Raw genomic sequence first — 16,315 nt, 5'->3', positions numbered from 1 at the left:
GGCGCGGTTTCATTGTTCTGGATCAAGAGGATTGCGCTTGTCGCGCCGCCGGCACCCCTTGGCGCAGCAGATGGTGGCAGGCATCGCCGGGCGCTCGTCGCGGTCCATTGGAATGGCCAGCGCGCCGCCTCGGCACATGGCCAGCACCAGCTGGCTCGGCCCGCCATCGTCGGGCAAGGCAATTGATCCCGCCATGGCAGGAACCAGCGCGGCAATGCCGAGCATTTCGCCCAGAATGCTCATGCGGCGCCATCCTCTTCTTCGTCGATCAGGATGCGCGCGGCAGCCCCGTCGGGATCGTCGAACTGGTTGTTGCGCAACGCCCAGAAAAAGGCCGCCAGGCCCGCAAGGCCCAGCAGCAAGGCGATGGGCAGGAGGATGAGCACGCCGTTCATTTCGCCGCCCTCACCAGCCGCAGCGAATTGGCCACCACCAGCAGCGAACTGGCGGACATGGCGACAGCGGCGATCAGCGGCGTGACCAGCCCGGCAATCGCCAGCGGCACGGCGAAAACGTTGTAGACGATCGCGAGCGCGAAGTTCTGCTTCACCACCTGCATTGTGCGCCGTGCCACCTGCACCGTGCGCGGCAGGGCGGAGAGCGAATCCTGCACGAAGACGAAGTCGGCAGCCTGCAAGCCGACATCGCTCGCGGAGCCGGGCGCGATCGAGGCATCGGCGGCGGCGAGCGCTGGGCCATCGTTCAGCCCATCGCCCACCATCAGCACCTTGTGACCGGACGCGCGCAGGCGGCCCACCAGCGCCTGCTTGTCCTCGGGCCGCGCATTGGCCTGCGCGGTGAGGCCCGTCTCGTGCGCGACGGCGGCAACCGCCCGCGCGGTGTCGCCGGACAGGATCGAGCATTCGATGCCCTGCCCGCGCATCTGCGCAATCGCCTCGCGCGCGTCGGGCCGCAGGGTGTCGGCAATCGGGATCAGCCGATCCGCGCCGTCGCCCGTGCGCAGCAGGACGGCGGTGGTGCCGGAGCTTTCGGGGCGCGTCAGCGCAACCGCCCGGCCATGGCTGGTGGCAAACACGCCCTCTCCCGCACGCTCGACCACGTTCTCCAGCGCGACGGGTGCTAGGCCCCTGGTGGCCAGCGCTTTCGCCATTGCGCGCGAAAGCGGGTGGCGGCTGTGCGAGGCGAGTGCAAGCGCTATTCCGGCTTCCTCGTTGCTCAGCGCAGCGAGAGCCACCGCATCGGGCACGGGCCGCCCCAGCGTCAGCGTGCCTGTCTTGTCGAGCAGCGCGCGGTCCACGCTGGCAAGCCGTTCGAAAGCGCTGCCGTCCTTCACCATGACGCCCGCCCGCATCAGCGCGCCGCTGGCCACCACCTGCGCCACCGGCACGGCAAGACCCAGCGCGCAGGGGCAGGTTATGATCAGCACGGCCACGCCAATCACCAGCGCCTCGTAAAGCGAGGCCCCGGCCACCAGCCAGCCCACCACCGTCAGCAGCGCGAGCGAATGGACGGCAGGTGCATAGAGCCGCGCGGCCCGGTCCGCGAAACGCACGTAGCGGCTGCGGTCCTGCGTGCTGGCTTCCATCAGCCGGGCGATCTCGGCCAGCGTGGTGTCGTGCCCTGCACTGCTGACGCGAACGTCCACCGGCGCCTCCAAGTTGAGCGTGCCTGCCAGCGCCATCTCGCCCTGTGCCAGCGCAACGGGGCGGCTTTCACCCGTCAGCAGCGACTGGTCGAACTTGCTGGAGCCGGAAACGATCTCCCCGTCGGCAGCAAGGCGTTCGCCCGTGGCAATGCGCATCACCATCCCGGGCTGCAATTCTTCTGCGGCAAGGTAGGTCAGCGTTCCGTCCGCGCCAACGACCTGCGCGCCCTTGGCCGCCTGGCTCACCAGTGCTTCCACGCCGCTGCGCGCCCTGTCGCGCATCATCGCATCGAGCACGCGGCCCGCCAGCAGGAAGGTGAGCAGCATCAGCGCGCCGTCGAACCATGCGTGCTGGCCGCCGACCCATGTTTCGTAGAGGCTGAGACCGCTGGCGATGATGACGCCGAGCGAGATCGGCACGTCCATGTTGGTGGTGCCGCGCTTCACCGCGCCCCATGCGGATTTGAAGAAGGGCCGCCCGGCAAAGCCGATGGCGGGCAAGGCGATCAGCGCGGAAATCCAGTGGAACAGCTCGCGGGTGGAGCCTTCCGCACCGGACCACACGCTGACCGACAGCAGCATGACGTTCATTGCCGCAAATGCTGCCACGGCCAGCGGGGCGAGCAGCGGCTTCACTGCGCTGTAGGGCCGCTCCGCCTGCCTGCGACGCGGCTGCGCCTCGAACCCGGCCTCGGCAATGAAGCGGGTCAGGTCGTTCTCGTCGACGGTTTCGTCGTGCGTGACCGTGACCATGCGCGAGGACAGGTTCACGCGCGCCGCGATCACGCCCTCGCGGCGCAGGAGACCGCGTTCGATCTTGCTCATGCAGCCGGCGCAATGCATCGCCGGGACAGCCAGGACGCTGGTATGCTCTTCAGTAATCTGGCGGGCTGCGTTCATGACAGGTCATCCTCACGCCGCCAGGTCGAGACGCCGTCGGCAAGTTCCAGTCGCAGGGTCCAGCGACCTTCGGGCAGAGCCTGGTCGGAGAGGTAGGTGCCCTCGCCGATGCGCGTGAAGCCGAGCGCCTGGTCGGGCTTGCGTCCGAGCGGGTGGCGAGCCGTTGCCGTTACGGACAGGTAATCCGGCGCGCCGTCGACGGAGACGACCAGCCGCCCGTCGGGCCTCCATGTCGTGACCGCCTGCCAGCCCAGCGCCTCGCTTTCGCGCGCCTGTTCCAGCCACCCGTTGAATTCCTGGCTGGCGACGTAGGAGTTCTCCACCACGATGCCGCCGAAGGTCGAGCTGGCATAGCTCGCCATGGTGAAATTCACCGCAGCCACGCTGCCGAAGAAGGCGACGAGGATGCCGGTCATGTGCCAGCCGGTGAACTGCTTGCGAGGGTTATGGGCCATCATTCGTCTCCGGGGGTCACGAAGCGGACTTCCACCGCGTCGGTTTCTGCCTGCTCGTCCAGCGAGACGACCGACAGGCTGAAATCCTGTGCCGCCGTCCCCTGAGGAGCGCGCACGTAGAGGCGCACGGTCTGGGTGGCGTCGGCAGGAACGGGCACGTCGATCGTGCGGGCGGCATCGTCGCCCGACATCGTGTCGGACCACATGACGGCACCAGTCAGCCCTTCGATCCCCACGCGCATTTCACGCGGGCGGGCTTCCATGTTGCGCAGCTTCACGGTGAAGTTGTTGCGCACCTCGCCATCGCTCATCAGCATATAGGGCGGATTACGATCGGGCGCGGCGCTGATTTCCGTGTGCGTGCGGGCGGAAAGTGCAAACAGCAGGCCGAGGCCAATGCCTGCCCAGACAAAGAAATACAGGACCGAGCGTGGACGAAGAACCTTCTTCCAGGTGGGGCGATGGTCCTGTCCGCGGATCTCGCCTTCGGAATCCTCCAGCGTGAGATAGTCGATCAGCCCGCGCGGGCGGCCCACCTCGTCCATTACCCGGTCGCAGGCATCGATGCATAGCGCGCAGGTGATGCAGGAGATGTCGGGCCCCTTGCGGATGTCCCAACCCGTCGGGCACACGGCCACGCACTGGTTGCAATCGATGCAGTCGCCGAATTCGCCGGGGTTCTTCTCGGCCTTCTTCAGGCTGCCGCGCGGTTCGCCGCGCCAGTCCTTGTAGGTGACGGTCAGCGATTTCTCGTCCATCATCGCGGTCTGGATGCGCGGCCAGGGGCACATGTAGATGCACACCTGCTCGCGCATGAAACCGCCGAAGATAAAGGTGGTCGCGGTCAGGATGCCGACGGTGGCATAGGCGACGAAGGGCGCTTCCAGCGACCAGAAATCGCGCACCAGTGTGGGCGCATCGGCGAAATACATGATCCACGCGCCGCCGGTCCAGAAGGCGATCACGAGGTAGATCGTCCACTTGAACAATCGCCGCGCAATCTTGCTAGCGGTCCACGGCGCGGCGTCCAGCTTCATGCGCTTGTTGCGGTCCCCGTCCACGAAGCGGTCGACGTGCTGGAACAGGTCGGTCCACACCGTCTGCGGGCAGGCATAGCCGCACCACGCGCGGCCCACCATGCTGGTGACGAGGAACAGGCCCACGCCCGCCATGATCAGCAGGCCCGCCACGAAATAGAATTCGTGCGGCCAGATCTCGATATTGAACATGTAGAACCGGCGGTTCGCCAGGTCGACCAGCACCGCCTGATCCGGCGCGTAGGGGCCCCGGTCCCAGCGGATCCACGGCGTTCCGTAATAGATCGCCAGGGTGACAAGCATGATCAGCCACTTGAAGCGGCGGAAAAACCCGTCGATCCGCTTGGGATGCACGGTCCTGCGGGCCTCGTAAGTGCCCAACAGGCTGTGGTGGAGCTTGGGATCAGGGCTGTTCATCGACCTCTACCTCGGGATCCTCGGCAACTTCGATGAAGTCCTCACCTCCCCCGAGCGAGTGGACATAGGCGGCCAGCATCGAGATGGTGACCGGGTCGAGACGCCCTTCCCACTTGGGCATCATGCCCATCTTCGGGTTCAGGATCTGCGCCGTGATTGCTTCCCTGCTGCTGCCCCGCAGCCAGATAGCGTCGGCAAGGTCGGGCGCGCCGAATTCGCGCATCCCCTCGCCATTCGGGCCGTGGCAGACGGCGCAGTTCTGCTCGAACACCGCCGCGCCTGCGGCATTGGGTTCGCCCAGCCCGCTCAGCGAGCGCACGTGATCGACCACGCTGTTCACCTCGGGCTGGCTCAGGATTCCCTCGAAGGCCGGCATGACGCTGAAGCGGGTCTGGTTATCGCCCGGCTGGCGAATGCCATGCGTCAGCGTGTATTCGATGGCGCGGATATCGCCGCCCCACAGCCAGTCGTCATCGTTGAGGTTGGGGTAGCCGAGTTCCTGGCTGCCCGCCGCGCCGGAACCGTGGCACTGGATGCAGTGGATCTGGAACGCGGCGCGGCCACCGGCGACAGCCTGTTGCATCAGCGGGGCGTTCTCGGAAAGTCGCTCCAGCGGGATACGAGCGATCTCCTCGCGCACCGTGGCGCGGGCCTGGTCGGCAACGGCCATCTCCTCGGCCAACTGGCCGCGACTGGTCCAGCCGAGCACGCCTTCGGTGCCCTTCTCGATCAGCGGCCAGGCCGGGAACAGGATCACGTAGCCAATCGCCCACACGACGGTGGCGTAGAAGGTCCACAGCCACCAGCGCGGCAGAGGGGTGTTCAGTTCCTCGATGCCGTCCCATTCGTGGCCGACAAATTCGGTGCCGGTGGGCTCGTCAATACGCTTGTTACCCATCGTTCTCGTCCTTGAAGATCATCCTGGCGGCATTGTCGTGGTGCGGCTTCGCAGCCGGGCGGAAGGCCCACAGGCCGAAGAACAGCCACAGCAGGACCATGGCCAGGAGGCCCCAGCTATCGGCCAGCTGGCGCAGGAATTCGTAGGTGGAGTGGTCGCTCATCGCCCTGTCTCCGTGGCCAGTTCTTCCTGCGCAGCCGCGCTGTTCACATCCACCAGCGTGCCGAGCATCTGGAGGTAGGCGACCAGCGCATCCATTTCGGTGACGCGGCCAGGATCGCCGTCGAAATCGCGCACCTGCGCGCCGGGATAGCGTTCCTCCAGGTCCCCTGCGGGCACGTCGGGATCGGCCTGCGCGATCAGGTCCTGCTCCGCCATTTGCAGATCGGTATCGGTGTAGGGCACGCCGACGATGCGCAGCGCCTTCAGCATCCCCTCGGGATCGGGCACCTTCAGGCTCGTTTCCGAGAGGAAGCCGTACTGCGGCATGATCGACTGCGGCACCACGCTCTGCGGGTTCTGCAGGTGCTGCACATGCCATTCGTCGGAATAGCGGCCACCCACGCGCGCCAGGTCCGGCCCGGTGCGCTTGGAGCCCCACTGGAAGGGGTGATCGTACATCGATTCCGCCGCCAGCGAGTAGTGGCCGTAGCGCTCCACCTCGTCGCGGAAGGGGCGGATCATCTGGCTGTGGCAGGTGTAGCACCCTTCGCGCACGTAGATGTCGCGTCCGGCCTGCTCCAGCGGGGTGTAGGGACGCATGCCCTCCACTTCCTCGATGGTGTTGTCGATCCAGAACAGCGGCGCGATTTCCACGATGCCGCCGATGGCGACCACCACCAGCGAAATCGCGCCCAGCAGGGTGACGTTGCGCTCCAGCCGCTGGTGGCCCTTCACCGTCGCCGCGACATCGGGCGGCACTTCGGAGAGCGGCGGTGCGGACGTTACATTGTCTTTGTCGGTCATGTCCGTCTCTTTCATTCGGCAGGCGTAGCGACGAACGGGCGGTCCGCCGCTTCGTCGTATTTCGCATCGTTCATGGGAGCTTCGTCACGCAGCTTGCCGGCGATGGTCATCCAGACGTTGAAGACCATGATCAGGGCACCGGCGAGGTACATGAGGCCGCCCAGCGCACGCAGCAGGAACATCGGGTGCAAGGCTGCCACGGTGTCGACGAAGCTGTTCACCAGGTATCCATCGATGCCGTATTCACGCCACATCAGGCCCTGGGTGATGCCCGCCACCCACATGCTGGCGGCGTAGAAAACGATGCCCACGGTCGCGAGCCAGAAGTGCCAGTTGACCATGCGCAAGCTGTAAAGCCGCTCACGCTTCCACAGGCGCGGCACGAGGAAATAGACCGCGGCAAAGGTGATCATGCCGTTCCAGCCCAGCGCGCCGGAGTGGACGTGGCCGATGGTCCAGTCGGTGTAGTGCGAAAGGCTGTTCACGCTCTTGATCGACAGCATCGGCCCTTCGAAAGTGCTCATGCCGTAGAAGGCCAGCGCCATCACCATCATGCGGATGATCGGATCGGTGCGGATCTTGTCCCATGCGCCGTTCAGCGTCATCAGGCCGTTGATCATGCCGCCCCAGCTGGGCATCCACAGCATGATCGAGAACACCATGCCCAGCGTCTGCGCCCAGTCGGGCAGCGCGGTGTAATGGAGGTGGTGCGGCCCTGCCCAGATGTAGAGGAAGATCAGCGACCAGAAGTGGATGATCGACAGGCGGTAGGAATAGACCGGCCGCTCCGCCTGCTTGGGCACGAAGTAGTACATCATCGCCAGGAAGCCGGCGGTGAGGAAGAAGCCCACCGCGTTGTGGCCGTACCACCATTGCACCAGCGCGCCCTGCACGCCTGCGAACAGCGGATAGCTCTTGGAGCCGAGCAGGCTGATGGGCACGTCGAGGTTGTTGACCACGTGCAGCATCGCCACGGTCAGGATGAAGGCGAGGTAGAACCAGTTCGCCACGTAGATGTGCGGCTCTTTACGCTTCAGGATCGTGCCGACGAAGACGACGAGGTAGGCGACCCAGACGATGGTCAGCCACCAGTCGACGTACCATTCGGGCTCGGCATATTCCTTCGACTGGGTGACGCCCAACAGGTAGCCTGTCGCCGCCAGCACGATGAACAGCTGGTAGCCCCAGAACACGAAGCGTGCCGTGCCCGGAAACGCGAGCCGCGCGCGGCAGGTGCGCTGCACGACGTAGAAGCTGGTGGCGATCAGCGCGTTGCCGCCGAAGGCAAATATCACCGCGCTAGTGTGCAGCGGGCGAACGCGGCCGAAATTCAGGTAGGGCTCGAAATTCAGTTCCGGCCAGACCAGTTGTAGCGCGATGAACAGCCCGGCCAGGAAACCGGCTATCCCCCAGAACACCGTGGCGATGACGCCCCAGCGCACCGGCGCATCGTCATAGCGGGAATCGTCCACCGGCAGGCGCAACACGTCGCGCGTCTTCGCGTCGAACTCGGTGTTCCAGACTGTGGCGACCAGCCCGATGAAGGCGGCGATCGAGATGACGAGCATGTGCGCGGAAAAAGCCGCGTCCTGCGCGCCCGCCAGCGCGGCGAGGCACAGCAGCAGTATCGCGAACCACATGCCGGTGCGGGAGAGTGTAGCGTCCATAGTTTGACCCCTTCAGAACAAGAGGCCCTTGCCGCAGTGCAGCACCGGATTCGTTGACCTGCGTCAAAAACATCGTTTCGCCGAAAAGAAATTTTCGTGCTCGAAAATTGCGTTTGGTCAAAGCGCGTCGGGTATGTCGGGCGCAGATGAGCCTCACGCCGCTTGAAGGGGCCAGCAACCGGGCAACCGTGGCGGCGATGATGGAGAAGTATCGATGAAAACTGCTATGGTTTCGAAGGCGAGCGCGATGGCCCTCGCCGCTGCTGCCGGCCTTGCTGCCCTGCCTGCCGCTGCGCAGGAAGCCGGAGATTTCCAGGCCAAGATCATGGCCACCGCCGTCCTGCCGGATGGCGAGATCGACACCGTCAATCTCGACCTGGTCGGCCTGCCCGCTGGCACCCAGACCGAAGCGAACGACAATGTCGTGCCCACCGTCGCGATCGAGTATTTCGTGGCCGACAATTTCTCGATCGAGACGATCTGCTGCGTGACCCAGCACGATGTCGACGGGGTGGATGGCGCCGCCGGGACGGAGCTGGTCGCGGACGGTCTGCTATTGCCCGCGACCGTGACGGGCAAATTTCACCTGAACGCAGGCGGTGTGAAGCCATATGTCGGCGCGGGGGTTGCCTATTTCATCTGGCTGGACGACGAGCCCGGCGAAACGGCGGTGGCCCTTGGTGCGGACGATTTCTCGCTCAGCGACGAATTCGGCTTCGTACTGCAGGCAGGCTTCGATGTGCCGGTGAGCGAGAGCTTTCTCGTTTCCGTGGATGCCAAGCGTTACTTCATCGACACCACGGCCACCTGGTTCGCCAATGGCGCGCCGGTGATCCAGACCGAGCACAACCTCGATCCGTGGGTAATCAGCGCGGGCGTTGGCTATCGCTTCTGACGGGCTGACTGCCGCCTAGCCGGCAATATCCTCCAGCGTCGTTCGGTCGATGATCTCGACCGAGCGGCGCGTCGGCAGGCCGATGATGCCATCGCGCTTCAGTGCGGTCATCTGGCGGCTGACCGTCTCGATCGTCAGGCCCAGCACGTCTGCCACCTGCTGGCGCGAGAACGGCAGGTCGAACTTGCGCAGCGGCCCGATGGAGGGGCCTTCGCAGCCTGTTTCCAGCAGCCTGTCGGACATTTCCAGCAGGAAAGTGGCGACCTTTTCCTGCGCGGTCTTGCGCGAGAGCAGCAGCATCCATTTGCGGGTGCGGTCCAACTCCCCCAGGGTGCGCTCCAGCAGCTTGTGCTCCAGCTTGGGGTGCTCGCTGGCGAAACGGTCGAAATCGGCGCGGGCGAACACGCACACGCGCGCATCGGTCAGCGCCGTGACCGAATGGCCCGCAGCACCCGCAAAGGGCCTGCCGATGAAATCGGAGGGATAGACCACGCCCACGATCTGCTCGCGTCCGTCCTCGGTAGAGGAGGAAAGCTTCAGCACGCCCTCGATCACATTGGCGACCAGCACGCTCTCGTCGCCTTCCCAGATCAGCGGTTCGCCCGCTTCCAGCGTGCGGCGGCGGCCGATAGCGTTGAGCGCGGCAAGCTCGTCGCCCGCCAGTCCGGCGCAGATTGCGCGATTGCGCACGACACAGGTGTCACAAGCAGCCATGTTTCTTCGCTAGCAATTTAGCGCCCATCTCTCAATCGCCTATCCGCCAGGGTCACGCCGTACGCGGCTCGGGCTCGCTGCCCTCGTCCCGGGCGTCGCTGGTGAACCAGCCCTTGATCCGGTCCACCGCGCGCATCTGCAACATGGCAAGGGCGGGCACCAGCAACTGCTGCATCACCGTGCCGAACAGGATGCCGAAACCGAGGCTGGCGGACATCGGGATGAGGAACTGTGCCTGTAGATTCGTCTCGAAGGTGATCGGCGCAACGCCCAGGAACGTGGTGATCGCGGTCAGGATAATCGGGCGGAAGCGCGACTTGGCGGCATCGATGATCGCGTCCTCACGGTCCATGCCCGATTCCAGGTTCTCGTTCATGAAATCGATCAGGACCAGCGCCCCGTTGATCACCACGCCCGACAGCGCGATGATGCCGAACAGCGAAACGATGCCCAGCGATATGCCGAGCAGGAGGTGCCCGATCAATGCGCCGATCATTCCGAAGGGGATGGCAGCCATGATGATGATTGGCTGCACGTAGGACCTGAACGGGATGGCGAGCAGTGCGTAGATACCCGCCAGTGCCAGCAGAAATGCCCCGCCGATATCGCCGAAGCTTTCCTGCTGCTGTTCCTGCTCCCCGCCGAATTCGAACTGCAGACCGGGATAGTCTGCAGTGATTTCGGGCATGATCTCGTTCGTCAGCAGGTTCGCCATTTCCTGGCTGGTGATGGTGTCGGTATCGAGGTCCGCCGTGACGGTATGGATGCGGAAACCGTCCTCGCGCTGGATGGAGGTCGGCGCGCTGGTGATGGAGACATCGGCAAGGCTGGACAGCGGGACCTGCCCGCCGGGCACGCGCACGCGGTAATTGCCGATATCAGGCACGGAATCGCGCTGTTCCTCGGGCAGGCGCACGTAGACGCGCACGTCCTCGCGCCCGCGCTGCACGCGCACGGCCTCTGCGCCGAAGAAGGCAGCGCGCACCTGCCCGGCCAGATCCTGCAGGGTGATGCCCAGCGTGCGGGCCGAGGGCTTCAGCGTCAGGTCCACTTGCTGCACGCCGTCGTCCTGGTCGCTTTCGATATCGAAGACGCCTGCCACGGTGCCCATCTCGTTCATGAGCCTGGTCGTCGCCTCCTCCAGAACTTCGCGATCCTGATGCGACACGCGCACGTTCACCGGCGCGCCTGCAGAAATCAGGCTGGAGTTGAGCGAGACCGAGCGCGCTTCGGGGAATTCGCCCATTTCCTCGCGCCAGACCTGCTCGAACTCGCTGGCCGAGAACTCACGCTCGGCTGCGGGAACAAGGCTCAACTGGATATTGGCGACATCGGGGCGAACCGTTGCGTTGTTGTTGATCGGGTTGGCACCGCTACCGATCAGTCCGATCGTGGTGTAGGAGGCCACAAACACGTCGTCATAGCCTTCCTCCTGCTCGGAGAACCGGGCGAGCGCCCTCTCCCCTGCTTCCTCGATACGCTGCGTGACAGCTGCCGTCCTCTCCACCGACGTCCCGGCAGGCATTTCCAGCTGGGCGGAGATCACGTCGGCCTCGATCTCGGGGAAGAACTGCACCTTGATGATCCCGGCGGGCACCAGGGCCACGATCAGAATCAGGATCGCCAGCGCGCCCGAAAGCACGAGGTAGGGCATGTTCACCGCGAAATTCAGCGCGCGGTCGAGCGGGCCGTCGACGAACGCCTGAAGGCGCTTGTCGAAACCGCGCTGCACGCTCTCAAAGCGTGCAAGGAACCGGTTCTTCGTCTGCGTGCCCGCGGCAGGAAGGTGGCTGAGGTGATAGGGCAGGATCAGCAACGCCTCCACCAGCGACAGCGCCAGCACGGCGATCACCACCAGCGGGATATCGGCCAGCACCTTGCCGATGGTGCCGCCCACGGCAAGCAGCGGAGAGAACGCGACGATGGTGGTGGCGACTGCAAAGATCACCGGCACCTTCACGCGCTGCGCCCCGGCGATGGCCGCGCCCACACCCGTCCGCCCGCGCTCTCGCTCCGCATAGATGTTCTCGCCCACCACCACGGCATCGTCCACCACGAGGCCGAGGGCCACGATGAACCCGAAGAGGGAGAACATGTTGATCGAGGTGCCCATCAGCTCGATCACGTAGATCGCGCCGACGAAGGTCGCACCGATGCCCAGCGCCGTCCAAAACGCCAGCCGCACGTCGAGGAACAGGGTCAGCGCCGCCAGCACCAGCACCAGGCCGATCCCGGCGTTCTTCACCAGCAGCGACAGGCGGTCGTCGAACAGTTCGGAGCTGTCGTCCCAGATCGCGTAGTCGACGCCCTGTGGCAGGATGCGCTGAGCATCCTCTTCCATGTAGGCGAGCGCGGCATCGGCCACGTCCAGCACGCGCTCGTCCGATGTACGGTACACGTCCACGAAAGCGGCAGGTTCGCCGTTGAAGCGGGTGATGAGGTCGTTGTCCTCGAACCCGTCGGTGATGGTCGCAACGTCGCCCAGCCGCAGGATCGTGCCGTCGGGCCGAGTGCGCAGGACGATGTTCTCGAAATCCTGCTGGTTGTAGTTCTGCCCCACGGTGCGCACGCGCACCTGTTCGCGGTCGGTCTCGATGGAGCCTGCCGGACTGTCGAGGCTGCTTTGCGAGACGATGCGGGAGATATCGGTGAGCGAGAGGCCGAGCGCCTGCAACCGCTCCTGCGGCACGTCGATATAGACCTGGTACTGCCGCACCGCGCTGGTGGAAACATAGCTGATCTCCGGCAGGGCGGCGAGCTGGTCCTCCAGCTGGTAGGCGGTTTCCTTCAGCGTGCGCTCGGGCACGTCGCCGTAGAGGGCGATGCGCATCACGCTCTGCCGCGTGGTCACCTCGCGCACGTCGGGTTCCTCGGCATCGACGGGGAAGGTCTGGATCTGGTCGACCTCGCTCTTCACGTCGTCCAGCGCACGGTTCACGTCGGCGCCGTTCTCCAGCTCCACCGTGATCGTGCCGACGCCTTCGGCTGCCGTGCCGATCACCTTCTTCACATCGTCGATGGCCTGGACGGCTTCCTCAACCTTCTGGACGATGGATTCCTCCACCTCCTCCGGCGTTGCGCCGGGATAGGTGACGGAGACGGTGATCGCGTCCTGGCTGATCTCCGGGAAAACCTCCTGCACGATGGTGTTGTAGGAGGCGATCCCCGCGATCAGCATGAACACCATCAGCAGGTTTGCGGCCACGCCGTTGCGCGCCATGAAGGCGATCACGCCCTTGCGGTCGCGGGCGCGGTCTCCGGCAGGCTTGCCGAAGCGGTCCTTGGGAGACTCGCCTGCTCCCTCAGCTGGCGGAAAAGCGCCTTCGGTCACTGCGCGCCGCCCTCACGGCGTAGGGCCATGCCCTCCACCGGCGTGCGCAGCGGACTGGTGACGACATGGCCTGCCTCTCCCAGTCCCTCGCCGCTGACCCATGCGTAGTCGTCGGTGCGCTGGAGTACGTCCACCGGCACAATCGCCAGCTTGCCGCTACGCAATACCCAGACCTGGTTATCGGTGCGCAGGGCGGCGAGCGGAATGCGGGCATAGGGCTGCTCGCTGCCGCCGGTAATCGTTGCATTGACGAAGCTGCCCAGCAGCAACGGCGGGCCGGCGGTGGTGGCCTCGGCGTCAGAACCCACCGCAACACCGCCGCGCATCGGATTGTTCACGCGCAGGAAAACGTCGATCGTGCGCGTTTCGGGGTCGAGGATCGGGTCCACCCGGTCGACATAGGCGTCCCAGCGCCAGGTGGTATCGCCGTAGTCCAGCATGACCTGTGCGGGTACGCGGGTGCTGCCTGCACTGAACAGCGCAGGCACCAGCGCGGCTTCGGCTTCCGTCAGCGAAATGCGAACTTCGTAGGCCCCGCTCGCCACCATTGTGCCGAGTGACTGGCCGGGCTGCACCAGCGTGCCGACCGACGCGCTCTCGCTGCGCACGATGCCCGCGAATGGTGCGCGCACCACCGTGCGGGACAGCGCCAGGCGGGCATCGGCGAGCTGCGCTTCGGCACGTTCACGCGCGGCGCGGGCAGAGCGTAGCTGCGGTTCGCGCGTGGCGAGGATGTTGGGCTCCTCGGCCGACGCAGAGGCTCGCGCCGCAGACGAAGTGCGAAGCCCCTCGGGCGGCAGGATGCGTGCGGCGTAATCGTTGCTGTCGATGGACTGGCTCAGCGCCTCGCGCGACGACTGGCGCTGGGCAAACCGCTCCAGTTCCGCCTCGGCAATCGCCATTTCCTCCTGCGCTTGCAGCACTGCCACGTCCTGCGCCGCGATATCGGCGCGGGCGCTGCGCACGCGGTTGTTATAGTCGGAGGGGTCGATGCGGAACAGTACGGCGCCGCTCGGCACCCGGCCACCTTCCTGGAATGCCGGGTTCACGTAAACGAGCTTGCCGGAAACTTCCGCGCCAAGCGTCACTTCCTCGCGCGGCTGCACGGTGCCCGAACCCTGTATCTCGATGGCCCCGGTGGTGACTTCGTAGGCGGCCGTCTGCACCAGCGGAGCGCCTGTCACCACTTCCTGCTCCTCCGGCTCGGGTCGCAGCGCGATCATCAGCGCAGCGATTGCCACCGCACCCACCAACAGCAGGATTGCCCAACGTGCCTGCTTGCTCATTCGCTCGTTTCCTCTTCGAATTCAGGACGCAGGAACCAGTCCCCGCCCAGCGCGCGGTGAACGCCCAGCCGCGCCAGCGCGACATCGCGCCCGGCGGCCGAAAGGCTGCTTTCCACCTGGGTGTAGCTGCGCAGCGCATCGAGGTAGCCGACGTAGTCGCCAACCCCCGAGTTGAAGCGCCGTGCCTGCAGGTCCAGCGCGGCCTGCGCCTCCGTCGCCTGCGCGGCGATCAGACGATAGCGCTGGCGCTGTTCCTCGTAAGTCTCGATGGCGACCGTCGCCTCGCGATAGGCGGTGAGGACGGACTGACCATAGGCGGCAGCGGCTTCGTCATAGGCAGCGCGGACGGCGGCGACCTGCGCGGAGATGCGCCCACCGTCGAAGATCGGCGCGACGAGGTTTGCGCCCAGCGACAGCAGCCAGTTCTGACCAACGTCCACCACGTCAACGGGCGATGCCCCCTGCGTGCCAGTGCTGGCAGACAGGCGCAGCGCGGGGAAGCGTTCCGCCCGGCGCGCGCCTATACGCTGGCGCGCCGCCTCCAGCCGCTGCCAGCTTGCTGCCACATCGGGGCGCTGGGCCAGCAATTCGGCGGGAAGTCCGGCGGGCACGGGATCGAACACCAGTTCCGGCTTCAATGGTCGCCGCAGGGCTTCGGACAGCGTTTCGGGATATTGCGCCAGCAGCGTGGCAAGCCGCCCTTCCGCACTGGTCAGCGCCACTTCGCGCGCGGGCAGGCTGGCTTCTGCGGCGCGTAGCTGCTCGCGCACCTGGTACAGCTCAAAACTCTGGGCCAGGCCCCGCAGGTAGCGTTCCTCGGTCCTGTCGGTTCGCTCTGCAAGGATATCAACGCTTTGCAGCGTGTTCTCGATCTGGAATCTCGCATCGACGATGTCGAAATAGGCAGAGATCACTTCCGCCGCCGTCGCCAGTCGCACTGCGCGCAGGTCATACTCCGCCGCCACCGCGTCCGACCGCGCTGCGCCAAGGTCGTTGCGGACCCTGCCGAACAGGTCGAGTTCGTAGGCGGCGGCGAGGCCGAGCGAATAGGTCTCATTGACAATACGCGACGGCGCGCCGGGAAAGTTGGCGAAAGCCCCGCCGGAAACGGGGGTGTCCGAATAGCTGGCGCCCGCGCTGCCTTCCAGAGAGGGGAGCAGCCCTGCGCGGGCCACCCGCGCCTGCGCCGCAGCCCGCTCCGCCCGCGCGGCGGCCTGGACAATGTCGAGGTTGGCATCGAGCGCATCGGCGACGAGCGTATCGAGCACCGGGTCCTCGAAGCCCGTCCACCACGCGGCGGGGCGATAGTCGCCGGGCGTGTCCGTGTCCGGGAAGGCAGGTGGCAGGTCTGCGACGACGGCGGGCACTTCCGGCTCCGGCGCAAGCGAAACGCAACCACCCAGGGCGGCGAACAGGACGAGAGCTGTGAGGCGCTTCATGCTCCGCCTCCCGCCAGCACCGCGCGCGCCGATTGCTCAAGCTGATCGAGCAGCATCTGGCGCGTCGGCGCGTCGAAAGTCTTGCAGTTCATCAGCAGGCCGAGCGAAGCATGCGAATGGCGCAGCGTGATGGCCATGCCGAACAGGAATACGCTCACCGCCTTCGCCTCGCTTTCCGAAAGCTCGGGACGCAGGATCGCCACCTGACGGGCGAGCGCCTGCATCATCGGCATGATCTTCGCTTCCATCAGCGCCAGCACTTCGGGCGAAGGGGCCTGCTGCTCACGTCCGATGAACAGAGCGAAAGGCGCGCTCGTCTCGCTCAGCATGAAGGTACCGACGGAGCGGATCATGGCGCAGATGGCCGCGATCCGCTCTTCGCGGGTTGCGCCCTCGCCCGGAAATTCGTGGCCCGCCATACCCACGACGTCGTGAATGTGATCGAAGATATGCTCCGCCGCCGCGAGGTAGAGCCCCTCCTTACCGCCGAAGTGGTAAGTAATTGAAGACATGGGCGTATCGACAGCCGCCGCAATTTCCCGCGTTCCCACGGCATCGAAGCCGCGTTTGCCGAATCGTTCGATGGCCGCGTGGATAAGCTTGTCGCGCATTCCAGCCTGTTATTCGTTCGACTGAACAAAGACAAGCCCGGCCTTTGGGTCAGGGGCTTTCAGAGCTGGCCTGCCCAAAGTCCGGAATGGCCC

The 16,315-nt window shown here is 65.6% G+C and carries 15 protein-coding genes; 1 reads left to right on the top strand and 14 read right to left on the bottom strand.

Annotated elements, in window-relative coordinates:
• Positions 1 to 9: 9 nt before the first annotated feature.
• The 9 genes from D4Q51_RS11610 to ccoN are packed head-to-tail and all read right to left on the bottom strand — an operon-like array spanning position 10 to position 7,946.
• Complete coding sequence (locus D4Q51_RS11610; RefSeq protein WP_120077907.1) at positions 10 to 243, bottom strand: hypothetical protein; 234 nt, start codon at positions 241 to 243, stop codon at positions 10 to 12.
• Positions 240 to 395 (bottom strand): cbb3-type cytochrome oxidase assembly protein CcoS, encoded by a 156-nt coding sequence (gene ccoS, locus D4Q51_RS11605; RefSeq protein ID WP_120077906.1) that lies wholly within the window; start codon positions 393 to 395, stop codon positions 240 to 242. Before ccoS ends, D4Q51_RS11610 begins: the two co-directional genes overlap by 4 nt.
• Positions 392 to 2,506, bottom strand: a complete 2,115-nt coding sequence (locus tag D4Q51_RS11600) for a heavy metal translocating P-type ATPase (protein ID WP_120077905.1) — start codon at positions 2,504 to 2,506, stop codon at positions 392 to 394. Before D4Q51_RS11600 ends, ccoS begins: the two co-directional genes overlap by 4 nt.
• A complete protein-coding gene (locus D4Q51_RS11595; RefSeq protein WP_338068473.1) occupies positions 2,503 to 2,961 on the bottom strand; it encodes a FixH family protein in 459 nt (152 codons plus the stop codon). Before D4Q51_RS11595 ends, D4Q51_RS11600 begins: the two co-directional genes overlap by 4 nt.
• Complete coding sequence (ccoG, locus tag D4Q51_RS11590; protein WP_120077903.1) at positions 2,961 to 4,415, bottom strand: cytochrome c oxidase accessory protein CcoG; 1,455 nt, start codon at positions 4,413 to 4,415, stop codon at positions 2,961 to 2,963. Before ccoG ends, D4Q51_RS11595 begins: the two co-directional genes overlap by 1 nt.
• Positions 4,402 to 5,313 (bottom strand): cytochrome-c oxidase, cbb3-type subunit III, encoded by a 912-nt coding sequence (gene ccoP / locus D4Q51_RS11585; RefSeq protein ID WP_120077902.1) that lies wholly within the window; start codon positions 5,311 to 5,313, stop codon positions 4,402 to 4,404. Before ccoP ends, ccoG begins: the two co-directional genes overlap by 14 nt.
• A complete protein-coding gene (locus D4Q51_RS11580; RefSeq protein WP_120077901.1) occupies positions 5,306 to 5,476 on the bottom strand; it encodes a cbb3-type cytochrome c oxidase subunit 3 in 171 nt (56 codons plus the stop codon). The genes ccoP and D4Q51_RS11580 overlap by 8 nt, the downstream gene beginning before the upstream one ends.
• The gene (gene ccoO, locus D4Q51_RS11575) at positions 5,473 to 6,279 is read right to left on the bottom strand and encodes a cytochrome-c oxidase, cbb3-type subunit II (protein ID WP_120077900.1); all 807 of its coding nucleotides are present in this window, start codon (positions 6,277 to 6,279) and stop codon (positions 5,473 to 5,475) included. Before ccoO ends, D4Q51_RS11580 begins: the two co-directional genes overlap by 4 nt.
• A gap of 11 nt (positions 6,280 to 6,290) precedes the next feature.
• A complete protein-coding gene (gene ccoN, locus D4Q51_RS11570) occupies positions 6,291 to 7,946 on the bottom strand; it encodes a cytochrome-c oxidase, cbb3-type subunit I (protein ID WP_120077899.1) in 1,656 nt (551 codons plus the stop codon).
• A 214-nt stretch (positions 7,947 to 8,160) separates the two neighbouring features.
• On the opposite strand from ccoN, the gene D4Q51_RS11565 reads away from it, so the two are divergent.
• Entirely contained in the window at positions 8,161 to 8,841 is a 681-nt protein-coding gene (locus D4Q51_RS11565; RefSeq protein ID WP_240624695.1) for an OmpW/AlkL family protein, read from the top strand.
• A 15-nt stretch (positions 8,842 to 8,856) separates the two neighbouring features.
• Here D4Q51_RS11565 and D4Q51_RS11560 read toward each other — a convergent pair whose 3' ends face one another.
• From D4Q51_RS11560 to D4Q51_RS11540, 5 genes are read right to left on the bottom strand one after another with little or no spacing between them, the layout of a single operon-like run.
• Positions 8,857 to 9,555, bottom strand: coding sequence for a Crp/Fnr family transcriptional regulator (locus tag D4Q51_RS11560; protein ID WP_120077897.1), 699 nt, complete (start codon positions 9,553 to 9,555; stop codon positions 8,857 to 8,859).
• A gap of 52 nt (positions 9,556 to 9,607) precedes the next feature.
• Positions 9,608 to 12,886 (bottom strand): efflux RND transporter permease subunit, encoded by a 3,279-nt coding sequence (locus D4Q51_RS11555; protein WP_240624694.1) that lies wholly within the window; start codon positions 12,884 to 12,886, stop codon positions 9,608 to 9,610.
• Positions 12,883 to 14,172, bottom strand: a complete 1,290-nt coding sequence (locus D4Q51_RS11550) for an efflux RND transporter periplasmic adaptor subunit (protein ID WP_120077896.1) — start codon at positions 14,170 to 14,172, stop codon at positions 12,883 to 12,885. Before D4Q51_RS11550 ends, D4Q51_RS11555 begins: the two co-directional genes overlap by 4 nt.
• A complete protein-coding gene (locus tag D4Q51_RS11545) occupies positions 14,169 to 15,611 on the bottom strand; it encodes an efflux transporter outer membrane subunit (protein ID WP_120077895.1) in 1,443 nt (480 codons plus the stop codon). The genes D4Q51_RS11550 and D4Q51_RS11545 overlap by 4 nt, the downstream gene beginning before the upstream one ends.
• On the bottom strand, positions 15,608 to 16,222 hold the full coding sequence (locus D4Q51_RS11540; RefSeq protein WP_120077894.1) for a CerR family C-terminal domain-containing protein: 615 nt from the start codon (positions 16,220 to 16,222) through the stop codon (positions 15,608 to 15,610). The genes D4Q51_RS11545 and D4Q51_RS11540 overlap by 4 nt, the downstream gene beginning before the upstream one ends.
• Positions 16,223 to 16,315 lie beyond the last annotated feature (93 nt).

Source organism: Aurantiacibacter odishensis (assembly GCF_003605195.1).
Taxonomy (GTDB): domain Bacteria; phylum Pseudomonadota; class Alphaproteobacteria; order Sphingomonadales; family Sphingomonadaceae; genus Alteraurantiacibacter; species Alteraurantiacibacter odishensis.
This window is presented reverse-complemented; position numbering and strand designations above follow the sequence as displayed.

Excerpts from the sequence above, each read along its gene's own strand:
- D4Q51_RS11610 (WP_120077907.1), bottom strand. The coding sequence starts at position 243 with ATGAGCATTCTGGGCGAAATGCTCGGCATTGCCGCGCTGGTTCCTGCC.
- ccoS (WP_120077906.1), bottom strand. The coding sequence starts at position 395 with ATGAACGGCGTGCTCATCCTCCTGCCCATCGCCTTGCTGCTGGGCCTT.
- D4Q51_RS11600 (WP_120077905.1), bottom strand. The coding sequence starts at position 2,506 with ATGAACGCAGCCCGCCAGATTACTGAAGAGCATACCAGCGTCCTGGCT.
- D4Q51_RS11595 (WP_338068473.1), bottom strand. The coding sequence starts at position 2,961 with ATGGCCCATAACCCTCGCAAGCAGTTCACCGGCTGGCACATGACCGGC.
- ccoG (WP_120077903.1), bottom strand. The coding sequence starts at position 4,415 with ATGAACAGCCCTGATCCCAAGCTCCACCACAGCCTGTTGGGCACTTAC.
- ccoP (WP_120077902.1), bottom strand. The coding sequence starts at position 5,313 with ATGGGTAACAAGCGTATTGACGAGCCCACCGGCACCGAATTTGTCGGC.
- D4Q51_RS11580 (WP_120077901.1), bottom strand. The coding sequence starts at position 5,476 with ATGAGCGACCACTCCACCTACGAATTCCTGCGCCAGCTGGCCGATAGC.
- ccoO (WP_120077900.1), bottom strand. The coding sequence starts at position 6,279 with ATGACCGACAAAGACAATGTAACGTCCGCACCGCCGCTCTCCGAAGTG.
- ccoN (WP_120077899.1), bottom strand. The coding sequence starts at position 7,946 with ATGGACGCTACACTCTCCCGCACCGGCATGTGGTTCGCGATACTGCTG.
- D4Q51_RS11565 (WP_240624695.1), top strand. The coding sequence starts at position 8,161 with ATGAAAACTGCTATGGTTTCGAAGGCGAGCGCGATGGCCCTCGCCGCT.
- D4Q51_RS11560 (WP_120077897.1), bottom strand. The coding sequence starts at position 9,555 with ATGGCTGCTTGTGACACCTGTGTCGTGCGCAATCGCGCAATCTGCGCC.
- D4Q51_RS11550 (WP_120077896.1), bottom strand. The coding sequence starts at position 14,172 with ATGAGCAAGCAGGCACGTTGGGCAATCCTGCTGTTGGTGGGTGCGGTG.
- D4Q51_RS11545 (WP_120077895.1), bottom strand. The coding sequence starts at position 15,611 with ATGAAGCGCCTCACAGCTCTCGTCCTGTTCGCCGCCCTGGGTGGTTGC.
- D4Q51_RS11540 (WP_120077894.1), bottom strand. The coding sequence starts at position 16,222 with ATGCGCGACAAGCTTATCCACGCGGCCATCGAACGATTCGGCAAACGC.